Origin of the sequence: Rhodococcus sp. M8 (genome assembly GCF_015654185.1) — a bacterium.
Lineage (GTDB): Bacteria > Actinomycetota > Actinomycetes > Mycobacteriales > Mycobacteriaceae > Rhodococcus > Rhodococcus aetherivorans.
In genome coordinates this window covers 2221018-2234043 of the sequence record NZ_CP064065.1, presented here as the reverse complement: position 1 = coordinate 2234043, position 13026 = coordinate 2221018, and the positions used below count along the sequence as shown (strand labels likewise).

At 69.3% G+C, this 13026-nt stretch carries 10 protein-coding genes; all 10 read left to right on the top strand.

Annotation, left to right across the window (positions count from 1 at the left end; translation table 11 throughout):
* Window positions 1-251 precede the first annotated feature (251 nt).
* The 10 genes from ISO16_RS09985 to fgd all read left to right on the top strand — a co-directional run bounded on the left by ISO16_RS09985 (window position 252) and on the right by fgd (window position 12980).
* Window positions 252-2171 (top strand): hydantoinase/oxoprolinase family protein, encoded by a 1920-nt coding sequence (locus ISO16_RS09985; RefSeq protein WP_072635862.1) that lies wholly within the window; start codon window positions 252-254, stop codon window positions 2169-2171.
* 53 nt (window positions 2172-2224) lie between these two features.
* Window positions 2225-2647, top strand: coding sequence for an acetone carboxylase subunit gamma (locus tag ISO16_RS09980; protein ID WP_006945515.1), 423 nt, complete (start codon window positions 2225-2227; stop codon window positions 2645-2647).
* A 30-nt stretch (window positions 2648-2677) separates the two neighbouring features.
* On the top strand, window positions 2678-4804 hold the full coding sequence (locus ISO16_RS09975; RefSeq protein WP_006945516.1) for a hydantoinase/oxoprolinase family protein: 2127 nt from the start codon (window positions 2678-2680) through the stop codon (window positions 4802-4804).
* A gap of 24 nt (window positions 4805-4828) precedes the next feature.
* Window positions 4829-7156 (top strand): hydantoinase B/oxoprolinase family protein, encoded by a 2328-nt coding sequence (locus ISO16_RS09970; RefSeq protein ID WP_072635861.1) that lies wholly within the window; start codon window positions 4829-4831, stop codon window positions 7154-7156.
* Window positions 7157-7272: 116 nt separating this feature from the next.
* Complete coding sequence (locus ISO16_RS09965) at window positions 7273-8085, top strand: hypothetical protein (protein WP_006945518.1); 813 nt, start codon at window positions 7273-7275, stop codon at window positions 8083-8085.
* 108 nt (window positions 8086-8193) lie between these two features.
* A complete protein-coding gene (locus ISO16_RS09960) occupies window positions 8194-9996 on the top strand; it encodes a sigma-54-dependent Fis family transcriptional regulator (protein WP_230304508.1) in 1803 nt (600 codons plus the stop codon).
* Between the two features lie 141 nt (window positions 9997-10137).
* A complete protein-coding gene (locus tag ISO16_RS09955) occupies window positions 10138-10620 on the top strand; it encodes a hypothetical protein (protein ID WP_006945522.1) in 483 nt (160 codons plus the stop codon).
* 75 nt (window positions 10621-10695) lie between these two features.
* Complete coding sequence (locus tag ISO16_RS09950) at window positions 10696-11433, top strand: hypothetical protein (RefSeq protein WP_029545357.1); 738 nt, start codon at window positions 10696-10698, stop codon at window positions 11431-11433.
* Window positions 11430-11897 carry an RDD family protein gene (locus ISO16_RS09945; RefSeq protein ID WP_043802316.1) on the top strand — a complete coding sequence of 156 codons (468 nt, stop codon included), beginning with the start codon at window positions 11430-11432 and terminating at the stop codon, window positions 11895-11897. Before ISO16_RS09950 ends, ISO16_RS09945 begins: the two co-directional genes overlap by 4 nt.
* A gap of 69 nt (window positions 11898-11966) precedes the next feature.
* Window positions 11967-12980 (top strand): glucose-6-phosphate dehydrogenase (coenzyme-F420), encoded by a 1014-nt coding sequence (gene fgd, locus ISO16_RS09940; protein WP_050036413.1) that lies wholly within the window; start codon window positions 11967-11969, stop codon window positions 12978-12980.
* Window positions 12981-13026 lie beyond the last annotated feature (46 nt).

The window sequence follows — 13026 nt, the reverse complement described above, 5'->3', positions numbered from 1 at the left end:
CCGGTGCACCGTCCCAATTCCGGACACTCCCCGTCCGCGGGAGCCGCCCACCCCTCCCGCCGGTTCGGGGGCCGAACGGTCCCGTTCCGGCGACGCGCGCTCGAATCCGCAGGTCGAGGGGCGTCCGAGGGCGGGAGATGAGCCACCTCATAGCGGGTGTCCGAAAGTGGCACACTTCACATCCTCGGGTCCGGACGCATGCTCTTCCTCATTCGAACCGCATCACCGCAACCCGAAACGGGGGACACCCGATGGACAGACTCATCAACATCGACAACGGTGGCACGCTCACCGACATCTGCGCCTGGGACGGCCACGAATTCAGCTTCACCAAGACCCTCACCACACCGTTCGATCTGTCGCAGTGCCTGTTCGACGGATTGACGAAGGTGTCGAAGGAGATCTACGGAGCCGAGGACCTGCCTGCACTGCTGCACTCGACGGCGCACATCCGTTACTCGACCACGCAGGGGACGAACGCGCTCGTCGAGCGCAAGGGCCCCCGCATCGGCATCATCACCGACTCGGCCGCCCTCGTCGACGAGCTGCGCCGCACCCCCGAGCAGCAGGCGCTGTTCGACGACCTCGTCGGGGCCCGGGTGGCCGTCGTCGACGCCGAGGCCGCGGACCTCGAGGGGGAGCTGGTCGCCCGGGTCAACCGTCTCACCACCGACGGTGCCGCCCGCATCGTCGTCGCCGTCGGGGACACCGACGACGGACGCGAGCGGAAGCTGCGCGGCATCCTGCTGCGCAAGTTCCCGCGCCACCTGCTCGGCTCGGTTCCGTTCCTGTACTCGTGGGACTTCACCACCGACCGCACGCCGGCCCGGCGGGTCTGGTCGGCCGTGATCAACACGTTCCTGCACCCGACGATGGAACGGTTCCTCTACAACGCCGAGCACCGGCTGCGCGACCACCGCGTCAAGAACCCGCTGCTGATCTACCGCAACGACGGCGCCTCCTCGCGCGTCGCGAAGTCCGTGGCCCTCAAGACGTACTCGTCCGGCCCGCGCGGCGGCCTCGAAGGCACCCGGGCGCTCGCCGAGATCTACGGCCTCAAGCACGTTCTCATGATCGACGTCGGCGGCACCACGACCGACATCGGCACGGTGGCCGGGCGGGAGATCCTCACCGACCGCCGCGGCTCGATCGCCGGCATCCCGACCTCCTTCCCGATGTCGAACGTCGAGTCGGCCGGCATCGGCGGCAGCTCCATCATCACCGTCACCGACGGGGCGATCACCGTCGGACCGGAAAGCGTCGGTGCGGCACCCGGACCGGCCTGCTTCGGCTTCGGCGGCACGTCCGCCACCATCACCGACGTCAACCTCCTCCTCGGCGTCCTCGACCCCACCACCTACCTCGACGGCGACTTCACCCTCGACGCGGACCGGGCCCGCGCCGTCGTCACCGCCACGGTGGCCGAACCTCTCGGCCTCACCCTCGACGAGGCGCTGCTCGCGATGGAGCAGGCGTACTTCACCGCGATGGGCAACGCCGTCGCGCCCGCGGTGTCGGAGGCCGACGAGACCACCATCGCCGCGTTCGGCGGCGCCGGCCCGATGAGTGCGTGCGGCGCGGCGCGGGTCGCGGGCGTGCGCAGCGTACTCGTCCCCAAGCTCGCGGCGGTGTTCTCCGCCTTCGGGATCGGGTTCTCCGACATCGGGCAGAGCTACGAGGCCGACGTCGCGGACACGGCGGAGGCGACGCTCGCCGCGGCCGTGGCCGACCTGCTGGCCAAGGCAGAACGGGACATGTTCCAGGAGGGGCACGCCCTCACCGACTGCGAACTGTCCTGGACCCTGACCACCGAGGATGCGCACGGGGCCACGGTCGACGAGGCGTCGTACGAACCCGGCGAGTGCGTCGAGCTCCTGCCCGGCGCGTCCACCGCGCTGACCCTGGTGGCCACCCGCCGGATGAACCGGATCGAGCTCCCGCACGGCTCCTTCGCCGAGGCCCGCGATCCCCGGGCGGCCGGGGATCGCACCGTGCTCGGAGCCGGCGGCCGACGGGCGGTGCCGGTGTTCGCGCTGGCCGACCAGGAGCCTGGCGCTACCGCCGAGGGCCCGGCCATCGTCGAAGGCCCCTTCTTCACCGCCCGTGTGCAGGAGGGCTGGAAGTTCGACGTCACCGCCGGCGGCGACCTGCTGCTCACCGACACCCACTGACCGACAGAGCCCGAAGCCTGTTCGACCGCAGGCTCGTTCGAAGGATGCACGACATGCAGATCCCCATGACCGAATACCTGGTCATCGACCTCGACAGCGAACTGTGGGTGTGCCGGGTGTGCCGGCACGAACTCGGCAGCGCCCGCGGCAATTACAAGGAAGGCACCCTGGTCTACGACCGCGACCCGCGCGAGATCCACCAGCCGATCATCGATCCCGACCGCTACGAGTTCACCTTCTCGCCGGACCCGGCCTACTGCCGCATCCTCGAGTACTACTGCCCCGGCTGCGGCACCCAGATCGAGACCGAGTACATCCCGCCGGGACACCCCCCGACCGTCGACATGGAATGGGACGTCGACGCCTTGCGCGCCCAGTGGCTCGAACGCGGTACCGATCCCGGACAGGTCGTCACGTACGGCCCCGGCCAGGACGCCGAGGGCGAGTTCGAAGGCCGGCGCCACAACCACCACTAGTCACCGCGACCCGCAAGGAACCTCGTCACCATGAAACGAATCTCCGTCGACATCGGCGGCACCTTCACCGACTGCTTCTTCGCCTGGGACGACAAGTACGTCGAGGCCAAGGCCCTCACCACCCACCACAACCTGGCGCAGGGATTCAACGAGGCACTCGACCTCGCCTGCCGCCGAGCCGAACTGGACCGGGACGACGTCCTGTCCCAGGTGGATTCGGTCCGCTACGCGACCACGCTCGGCACCAACGCCCTCATCGAACGCAAGGGCCCGCGCGTCGGTGCCATCGTCACCCACGGCTTCGAGGACACCATCCCGCTCTCCCGCGGCCGCGGATACGGCGAGGGACTCGATCCGTCGATGCAGCAGAACCTGCCGGCCGCGGAGCGGCCCGAACCGCTGGTCCACCGGAGCCTGATCCGGTCGGTCCAGGAGCGGGTCAACTCCGCCGGCGAGATCGTCGTCCCGCTCGTCGAGCAGAACGTGCGCACGATGGTGCGCGAACTCGTCGACGCCGGCGCGCAGGCGCTCGTGGTGTCGCTGGTGAACGCCACCGAGAATCCCACCCACGAGCTGCGGATCATGGAGATCATCCAGGAGGAGTACCCGGAGCATCAGCTCGGCGCGATCCCGGTGCTGCTCGGCCACCAGGTCTCCGGGCGCAAGGGCGAGTACGTCCGCGCGACGTCCACCATCGTCGACGGCTTCCTGCACGGCATCATGTTCCACGCCATGAGCCAGCTCGCGAACAACCTGCGCGACTCGGGCTACGACAAGCCGATGCTCATCATCCACAACTCCGGCGGCATGGCCCAGATGAATTCGACCGATGCCCTGCAGACCATCCACTCGGGTCCCGTCGCGGGTGTCAGTGCCGCCGAGCATCTGTCGGAGTCCTCGGGGATCGGCAACATCATCACCACCGACATGGGCGGCACGTCCTTCGACATCGGGCTGGTACCCGCGGGCGGCGTGAAGCACTACGACTTCCAGCCCACGATCGACCGCTGGCTGGTCTCGGTCCCGATGATCCACCTCGAAACCCTCGGCGCCGGTGGTGGTTCCATCGCAAGCTACGATCGGATCCACCACTCGGTCCGGCTCGGGCCCGAGTCCGCCGGCTCGGACCCCGGTCCGGCCTGCTACGACCGCGGCGGGCTGCGCCCCACGGTGACCGACGCCGACCTGCTGCTCGGCTACCTCGATCCGGACAACTACGCCAACGGCTTCATCAAGCTCAACCGCAAGCGGGCGGTGTTCGCCGTCGAGGAACAGCTGTGCGACGAGCTCGACCTCGACGTCATCGACGTCGCCAAGGTCATCAAGCGGTCCGTCGACGAGCAGATGGCGATCGGCATCGCCAAGGAGCTGCGGGTGCGCGGCTACTTGCCGGAGGACTTCACCATGCTCGCGTACGGCGGCAACGGCCCGCTGCACGCGTGCGGGATCGCCGACCAGGCCGGCATCCGCAAGATCCTCGCCCCGCCGTTCTCCTCGGTGTTCTCCGCCTGCGGCGCCGGCAACATGAAGCAGCTGCACATCCACGAGCGCGGCGTCCACGTGGTGCTCTACAACGCCACCACCCGCGGGCTCTACGACAGCTACGACGAATTCAACGACATCGTCGCCGCGCTCGAGGCCCGGGGCGCGGAGGATCTGCGACGCCAGGGTGTCGGCGACGGGGCGATCGAGCACCGCCTCGAGATGGACCTGCGCTACGGCAACCAGCTCGTGACGACGGCAGTGGCCTTCGACATCAACCGGATCCACGGCGTCGGTGACGTGCTCCACCTGATCCGTACGTTCTCCGACATCTACTCCAAGCGCTACGGCGAGGGGTCGGCCGCACCCGAGGCCGGCATCCGCGTCCAGACCATCAGGGTCGCGTCCTACGTCAACGGTGAGACCGTCGAGTTCGATTCCCTGCACCACGACGGGGAGCGGACGCTGCCGACGCCGGTCGGGCACCGCGACGTCCATTTCGTCGCGCATCCCCGGGCGATCACCACCGCGATCTACGACGCCGACGCGCTGAGTCACCACCACGTGATTCCCGGTCCGGCGATCGTCACCACCGAGAACACGACCTACCTCGTCGAGCCGGGCTGGCGCCTCGAACCCTCACCGCAGGGCGCCGTCTGGTTCCTCAAGGACTAGCGCAGAAACACAGGAGACACAGCCATGACCGCACTTCACGACGACCTCACAGCCGCTGCGGAGCAGCGCCTCGCCACCGCTTCGCTGAACGAGCAGGAGCAGCAGTGGGTCGACGACTTCATGGACGAGACGACGCTGTTCCTCGGGCCGGACCGGGAGATCATGCGTTCGCACCACATCACCTCCCGCAGCGAGTTCGAGCAGGAATGCCTCGCCGACGGGGTCGACCCCCTCCAGGTGGACCGCATCCGCAAGCGCCTCGCGGGCGCCCTCGACGAGGGCTTCGAGATGTGCGAGGCGATGGGTGCGGCGCCGGGCGCCAAGTGGGGCGACCTCACCACGGCCATCTACACGGCGGCCGGGGACGTCACCTACCTGTCCTGCCACGGCGTGATCGCCTTCTCCGCGATCCTGCACCACCCCATCCGGTACATCATGAAGTACTGGAAGGACGAGCCGACCGTCGGAATCCACCCCGGCGACGGGTTCATCCACAACGACGCCCGCTTCGGCAATGTCCACAACACCGACCAGTCGATGATCATGCCGATCATCCGGGACGACCGCATCATCGCCTGGGTGGCCGCCACGATCCACGAGGGCGAGAACGGCGCCTGCGAACCGGGCGGCATGCCCTCCGGCTCGGAGACCCCGTTCGACGACGGCCTGCGGATGAGCCCGTTCAAGATCGTCGAGCGCGGCGAGCTGCGCCGCGACCTGCTCACCTTCCTGCAGCACTCGGTCCGCGACCCGAAGCTCCAGCTGGCCGACCTGAAGGTGAAGATCGGTGCGGTCCAGCGCATCCAGGAACGCGTCGACAAGATCATCGACGAGGTCGGCGTGGAGACGTTCGTCGCGGCGCTGCGGATCACCGTCGAGGACGTCGAGGCCGAGGTGCGCCGGCGCATCCGGGAACTGCCCGACGGCACGGTCCGGTTCAACCAGTTCATGGACTCCACCCTCAAGGAGAACATCCTCATCAAGCTCGCCTGCTCCATCACGGTCCGGGGCGACAAGATGACCATCGACCTGCGGGGCAGCGGACCGGAGATCCTGAACCGGGCCATCAACTCGCCGCTGTGCTCGGTCAAGTCGATGATGATGCAGGCCATCCTCGCGTTCTGGTGGCCGGATCTGCCGCGCTGCACCTCCGCGATGAGCCCGATCGAGATCATCTCCGACGAGCACACGTGGTCCGACGCCGGCTACGACGCCCCCATGGGCCAGTCGCTGCAGGCCTCCTTCCGCGGCTTCTCGGCGCTCCAGAATCCCTGGGCCAAGCTGCAATTCTCCAACCCGGAGAAGTTCTCCAACGTCATCGCGCCCTGGTTCAACCAGATCAACACCTTCCTGTGGGGCGGGGTCACCCAGCACGGCGACCAGGTCGGCAACCTGTGCGCCGACCTGAACGGCATGGGCGGCGGCGCCAAGGCGTTCCGGGACGGCGAGGACGCGGTCTCCCCGCTCTTCTGCGCGATGGCCGACACGGCCGAGCAGGAGGTCATGGAGGAGGAGGTGCCCTTCATGCAGTTGGTGAGCAAGCGGATCGTCCGCGACAACCAGGGCTTCGGCAAGTACCGCGGCGGCATGGGCTACGAGATGATCGTGGCGGCCGAGGGCACCCCGCTGTGGGGCTTCATGACGGTGACCTCCGGTGCCAAGTTCTCCTCCATCAGCGGACAGTTCGGCGGGTACGGCTGCAACACCTACCCGCTCGCGACGGTCAAGGGCGTCAACGTCTACGACGAACTGCGCCGCAACCCGGAACGGTTCGACCTGTCCATCGAGAAGGTGATGAACGAACAGCCCTTCGAGGGCGCCGAGTACAGCACCAGCCATATGGGTCTGCAGTTCGACGTCGCCAAGGACGGTGAGCTGTACATGATTTCGCAGGGCACGGGCGGAGGGTACGGAGATCCGCTCGAACGCGCCCCGGAGGACGTGGTCGCGGATCTCGAGATCGACCGGATCTCCGCGAAGGTGGCGCACGACATCTACGGCGTCGTGTACGCGCCGGACACGTTCGTCGTGGACGTCGACGCCACGGAGGCGCTACGCGCGTCGATGCGGCGCGACCGGCTCTCCCGCGGTGTGCCCTACGGCGAGTTCGTCGAGAAGTTCGTGACGCCCGAACCGCCGCAGGATCTGCTGTACTACGGATCCTGGGGCGACACCGAGGAACTGACCGCCACGCACTTCACCGTGCACGGCGCCGAGCGGGTCACCACGACGATCGACGAGATGCCGATCATCATGATGCCCGACCGGCGGGAGCTGAAGATCGCCGAGCTCACGGCCCGGGTGAAGGAACTCGAGTCCAAGCACGGCGAGATCGTCCACCGCAAGTCCTGAAACCGGTCCGGCCGGAGCCGGTTGCGGCCGGCTCCGGCCACCGGATCCACCCAAGCCGGGTGCCCGTACGTGTGCTCCCCTCACCGTGCGGGCACCCACTCCCTGGAGTCAGAAACATGACCATCTCGTTTCCCGCCGTACTCGACGCGCCGGTCTCCGGGCGCCGGGTCCCGCTCGTCGTCGACCATCTCGACTACAGCCGCCGGGTCCTGCTCCGTGGCAACCCGGTGCCCTGGGAGGATCCCACCGCGCTGTCGAACTTCCTCAACCAGGCCCATGGGCTGCTGCGACCGGACGTCACGCTGCTCGATCTCGGCGAGTACTACCGCCTCGCGGCGGACGACCCGCGCCTGCGCGAGGCGATGGCCGCACGGTCCCGGACCGGGTACGCGTTGCGGGCACTGCTGGCGGACGCCGCGACCGCCCGCGCCGTGGCGACGCTCGCCGCCACCGTGGCCGGCACGACCCGGCTGCCGCTGGTGCTGCAGATCCCCTCGCCGCGGGCCTGGCTGGCGGCGACCCACCCCGGAGACGTCGCGGACCTGGACGCGGACCGCGTCGAGGCCGCGGCGATGTACGTCGCCGACTGGCTGCGCGGCTTCGCCGAGGTGCCGGTCTCGGCGGTCCTGCTCGACGAGCGGATCGCGCCCGGCGCCGATGCCGCCGCGCTACCGCCGGTCGATCCGCAGTCGTACGTGCCGGTGACGAACGTGGCCGCGCACTACCGGTGGGAGATCGGACTGCGCGGCGAGGACACCGTCTCGGTCGGCGCGCACGAGGGTGACGTCCTCGGCTCCGGCTACTGGCTCGCCGACGACGCTGCCGTACCGGACGCCCGCGGCGCGTTCCGGCTCGCGCACCTGCCGGCGGATGCGGTCCCGGAGACGGTGCTCGCCCGGCTGGCCCGGCTCGACGGCCACGGTGCCTGAACGTGGACTACCTGCACGCCGGTGCCGCGGGGAGCGGCACCGGCCCGGGGGCGGACGCTACCCTGGAGGCGTGACGTGCATCACGAGAGTGCCGGGGCGAGGCGCCCGATGAAGAGCGCGGACCGACGGCTGCGGGTGGCGGTCGCCCGGGCCGGATTCCTCGACTCCGGCGAACCGGACGATTCGCTGGTCTCCTCCGTCGTGTCCGCGTCGTGGCGGCGCTCCGCCGCGGCGGGCGTGCGACCGTCCGGTGGGGAGGTCCGGTTCGCGGGGGAGGTGGACCGGACCTCTCGGCTGGTCCAGTGCTCGCTGCCGGTCCTGGACCGCCTCGCGGAGGAGACCGTCGACGTCCCGGTGAGCATCGCCCTGACCGACGCCAAGGCACAGGTGCTGATGCGCCTCGACGGGGCCCGCGCCATCGGACGGTTGCTCGACCATGTCTCCCTCGCGCCGGGATTCGACTACTGCGAGGGGCAGATCGGCACCAACGGCGTCGGCACCGTGCTGGAATCCGGGCGCCCGGTGCAGATCGAGGGCGCCGAGCACTTCCACGAACGGTTCCAGCCGTTCGCCTGCTCCGGGGCGCCGATCCGGGACCCGTTCAGCGGACGCGTCGCCGGCGTCATCGACATCAGCTGCCTCACCGAGCATTCCTCGCCGCTGCTCACGACCGTCGTGCGGACCGCGGCGGCGGAGATCGAACAGAATCTGTTCCGGGACCGGAGCGCCCGCCAGCACGCGCTGTTCGACGCGTTCGTGCGGGCCGACGCTCGCGGCGGCACGGCCCTCATGGCGATCGGGAGCGCGATGTCGCTCGCGAATCCGCTCGCCCACACCCTCCTCGCGCCGGAGGACCAACGCCGTGTCGGTGAACACGTCGACTACGTCATCGGGCACCGCGCGCGCATCGACGAACTGGTCGAGCTGGGCACCGGCCTGTCCGTCCGGGTTCGCGCGACCCGGATCCTGGCGGGCGAGGACACCGCCGGATACCTCGTCGAGGTCTCCGAGGCGGCCGCGGCCGCGGCACCGCTTCCGTCCGTTCCGAACCGCGTCCGCGAGCACCGGCTGCACTCCGGGCGGGTCGGTCTGGCCGCTGCCGGCACCGATCGTCTCCGCTCGAGCGGTTCCTCCGCGCTGTGGATGCGCGCCTGCAACGAGATCGAGGAGGCCCTGTCCGCCGGGGCGAATTTGCTCCTCACCGGCGAACCGGGCACGGGGAAGGCGTCTCTCGCGTCGGAGATCTTCCACTCCCTGTACGCCGGGGGCCGGAGCATCCTCGTGGACGGGAGCGAGACCGACCTGTCCGGGCTCACGGTTTCCTCCACCAACCCCACCCTGTACGTGCTGCGCAACATCCAGGCCATGCCCGCCCCGCTCACGACGACCTTGGCCGAGACCCTGGCGGAATCCGTCCCCGAGCACATCTTCGTCGTGGCCACCATGGAGGAGTCCGAGGAGCCGCCGTCCGAGACCCTGGCACCGCTGCTGGCGGCGCTCGACCGGACCGTGCACGTTCCTGCGCTGCGGCACCGCACCGACGACATCGCCGGGGTCGTGGCGCAGGTGCTCCGCAAGATCAGCGGATCGCAGAGCCGAGCGGTCGCTCCCGACGCCATGCGGGTGCTGGCGCGCTATCCGTGGCCGCGCAACATCCACGAGGTCGAGGCGGCCCTGCGGAGCGCCGTCGCACAACGGCCTGCGGGCGCCATCACCGTCGAGGACCTGCCCGAATGGTGCCGGCACGGTCCGCGCAGGCAACTCAACGCGGTCGAGTCCGCCGAACGGGATCTCATCGCCAAGATCCTGCGGGAAACCGGAGGCAACCGTGTGCACGCTGCGCGCGCGCTGGGAATCTCGCGGTCGTCGCTGTACCGGAAGCTGACTCTGTTCGGATTCACCGGCGAGTAGTCACCTACGGGCGATCGTCGCGCCGCGCCGGGTTGCCGCGACGAGGATCCCTGTCCGGATCTGGGACAGTTCGCGACCGCTCCTCCCGCCGAAGATGGAGATAGCACATCTCGTCGACTGCGTGAAGGAGGAACGAGAGTCGTGAACACCACAGACGAGCCGTTCTTCAGCTGGAACACGAGGCGAATGGTCCTGCGCACCAATGGATGTCCGTTCCACGATCAGTCGGGGGTCGACTCGGGCGGTCCCGAGCTCGTATCGGACGTGCCGCTGACGGTCGGAACCCGGAGAGGGCGTCTGCTCACCGTCGTGGACGACGACGAAGAGCACGTGGCGCTGGTGGTGGGCGACGTGCAGCAGCGGCATGATGTGCCGGTTCGCTGGGTGGTCGCGGAGGGCCTGCTGATCGAGGGGAGCCGCAGCCGGCTCGACGCGGAGATCCTGTTGCCCGTGTCGGAGGCCCCCGCGGTTCCGGTACCGAATGTGCGGCGCCTCGCGGACCATCGGAGCCGGTACAGCGGGGCAGTGCATGCCCTCCTCGTGCATTCCGGTGCCGTGTCCGTCACCGTCGAATTCGGCCCGGCGTCGCTCCGGGTTGCGCCGCAGCTGGACCGCTCCGCGTGAACCGTCCGATCGACCCTCGGACGGGCCGATCGCGAACCACGTGCATTTCGGGCGCCGGAGGGCTTTGATGTCGGTATGAACGGCAGGACCGGCCCCGACCCGGTACGCGTGGCGGTCGGTGCCGCCGCGACCGTGGGCGACGGGATTCGTCGCATGCTCCTGTTCGGTGTCGACGCGGCACGTCGTCTACCGGGTGTGGACCCCGCCCTCGTCGCGCTCGAGGCGCGCGGCGCCGAGACCCTGCGCGCCGGGGACGAGATCGCGGACCGGTTGCTGCGCGCTGTGGTGCGCCGGGTGGTGAGCGCCGCGCTGGACGAGGTCGACATCACCGCCGTCGTGCGGGACCACGTCGACCTCGATGCCGTCGCCGAGGGCGTCGACGTCGAGCGGATCGTCGGTCGGGTGGACCTGGACGCGATCGCGGCGCGCGTCGACATCGCACCGATCCTGGACCGCGTGGACATCGACGCGGTCGCGGAACGGGTGGACGTGGGCGCGATCATCGATCGGGTGGACCTGGACGCCGTCGCGGCGACGATCGACGTGGGCGCGATCATCGATCGGGTCGACCTGGACGCCGTCGCCGCGACGATCGACGTGGATGCGATCATCGGGCGAGTCGACCTCATCGGCCTGGCGAACGCGGTGATCGAAGGCGTCGACCTGCCGACCATCATCCGCGAATCGACCGGGTCCATGTCCACCGAGGCGATGCGCGGCGTGCGCAGCCAGGGTATGCACGCCGACGACGCGGTATCCGGGTTCGTCGGCCGGTTGTTCGGGCGCGCCGAGATCCCGGAAGAACCGGCATGAGCAACCGGGAACCATCCCACCGACCCGCCGGAATCGTCACGAGGGGCATCGCCGCAGCCATCGACCTCGGCGTGGTCCTGACCGTGATGGGCGGGATCTATCTCGCCGTGGTACTCGTGCGGTTGCTGTTCTCGCCGCAGGAGTTCTCCTTCCCCGACGCACACGTTCTGCTGTCCGTCGGTGTGTTCGTCGGTGTCGCGTCGCTGTACCTGACGGTGTGCTGGGCCACCACCGGTCGCACGGTCGGCGCGGTGGTGATGGGGCTGCGGATGGTGAGCCGCAACGGCGACCTCGTCGGATGGGTCCGGGCGGGGCTGCGCGCCGGGCTGTGCGTGATGTTCGGGTTCGGGCTGCTGTGGGTGGCGGTGGATCGCCGCCGCCGGTCCCTGCAGGACATCCTGCTGCGCACCAGCGTCGTCTACGACTGGAAACCCGACCTGCATCTGGCCGAGGCCGAGAGGTGACGTCGCGTCCGTCACAGGTGTCTGGGCATACTCGAACCGGCCGGATTCGTAGACGGGTAGGAGTTCGTGGTGTCGCAGGGTCTGAAGTTGGGGTACAAGGCGTCGGCGGAGCAGTTCGGGCCGCGGGAGCTGGTGGAGCTGGCGGTGCTGGCGGAGGAACACGGGATGGATTCGGCGACGGTGTCGGATCATTTCCAGCCGTGGCGGCACAACGGGGGGCATGCGCCGTTCTCGTTGGCGTGGATGACCGCGGTCGGTGAGCGCACCTCGCGGCTGCAGTTGGGGACCTCGGTGCTGACCCCGACGTTCCGGTACAACCCGGCGGTGATCGCGCAGGCGTTCGCGACGATGGGGTGCCTGTATCCGGGACGGGTCATGCTCGGGGTCGGCACCGGGGAGGCGCTCAACGAGATCGCCACCGGGTATGCGGGGGTGTGGCCGGAGTTCAAGGAGCGGTTCGCGCGGTTGCGGGAATCGGTGGCGTTGATGCGCGAGTTGTGGACCGGGGAGCGGGTCGACTTCGACGGGGAGTACTACACCACGAAGGGGGCGTCGATCTACGACGTGCCCGCCGGCGGGATCCCGGTGTACATCGCGGCGGGGGGTCCGGTGGTGGCGCGGTATGCGGGCCGGGCGGGGGACGGGTTCATCTGCACCTCGGGTAAGGGGATGGAGCTCTACACCGGGAAGTTGTTGCCGGCGGTGGCCGAGGGCGCGGGCAAGGCCGGGCGGGACGCCGGGGCGATCGACAAGATGATCGAGATCAAGATCTCCTACGACACCGATCCGGAGCGGGCGCTGGAGAACACCCGGTTCTGGGCGCCGTTGTCGCTGACGGCGGAGCAGAAGCACAGCATCGACGATCCGATGCAGATGGAGGCGGCGGCCGATGCGCTGCCGATCGAACAGGTGGCCAGGCGGTGGATCGTGGCGTCGGATCCGGACGAGGCGGTGGAGAAGGTCGCGGCGTATGTCGACGCGGGGCTGAACCATCTGGTGTTCCACGCGCCGGGGCACGATCAGCGGCGCTTCCTCGACCTGTTCGAGCGCGACCTCGCGCCGCGCCTGCGCGCGCTGGCCTGACGCGGCTGCGCCGCCGGTGCGTCCTTTGGGCTGTTCCAGCCGCCCG

What these genes read in the sequence shown, in the direction of transcription:
- ISO16_RS09975 (WP_006945516.1), top strand. Translation starts at nt 2,678, where the DNA reads ATGAAACGAATCTCCGTCGACATCGGCGGCACCTTCACCGACTGCTTC.
- ISO16_RS09965 (WP_006945518.1), top strand. Translation starts at nt 7,273, where the DNA reads ATGACCATCTCGTTTCCCGCCGTACTCGACGCGCCGGTCTCCGGGCGC.
- ISO16_RS09945 (WP_043802316.1), top strand. Translation starts at nt 11,430, where the DNA reads ATGAGCAACCGGGAACCATCCCACCGACCCGCCGGAATCGTCACGAGG.
- ISO16_RS09980 (WP_006945515.1), top strand. Translation starts at nt 2,225, where the DNA reads ATGCAGATCCCCATGACCGAATACCTGGTCATCGACCTCGACAGCGAA.
- ISO16_RS09960 (WP_230304508.1), top strand. Translation starts at nt 8,194, where the DNA reads ATGAAGAGCGCGGACCGACGGCTGCGGGTGGCGGTCGCCCGGGCCGGA.
- ISO16_RS09950 (WP_029545357.1), top strand. Translation starts at nt 10,696, where the DNA reads ATGAACGGCAGGACCGGCCCCGACCCGGTACGCGTGGCGGTCGGTGCC.
- ISO16_RS09985 (WP_072635862.1), top strand. Translation starts at nt 252, where the DNA reads ATGGACAGACTCATCAACATCGACAACGGTGGCACGCTCACCGACATC.
- ISO16_RS09970 (WP_072635861.1), top strand. Translation starts at nt 4,829, where the DNA reads ATGACCGCACTTCACGACGACCTCACAGCCGCTGCGGAGCAGCGCCTC.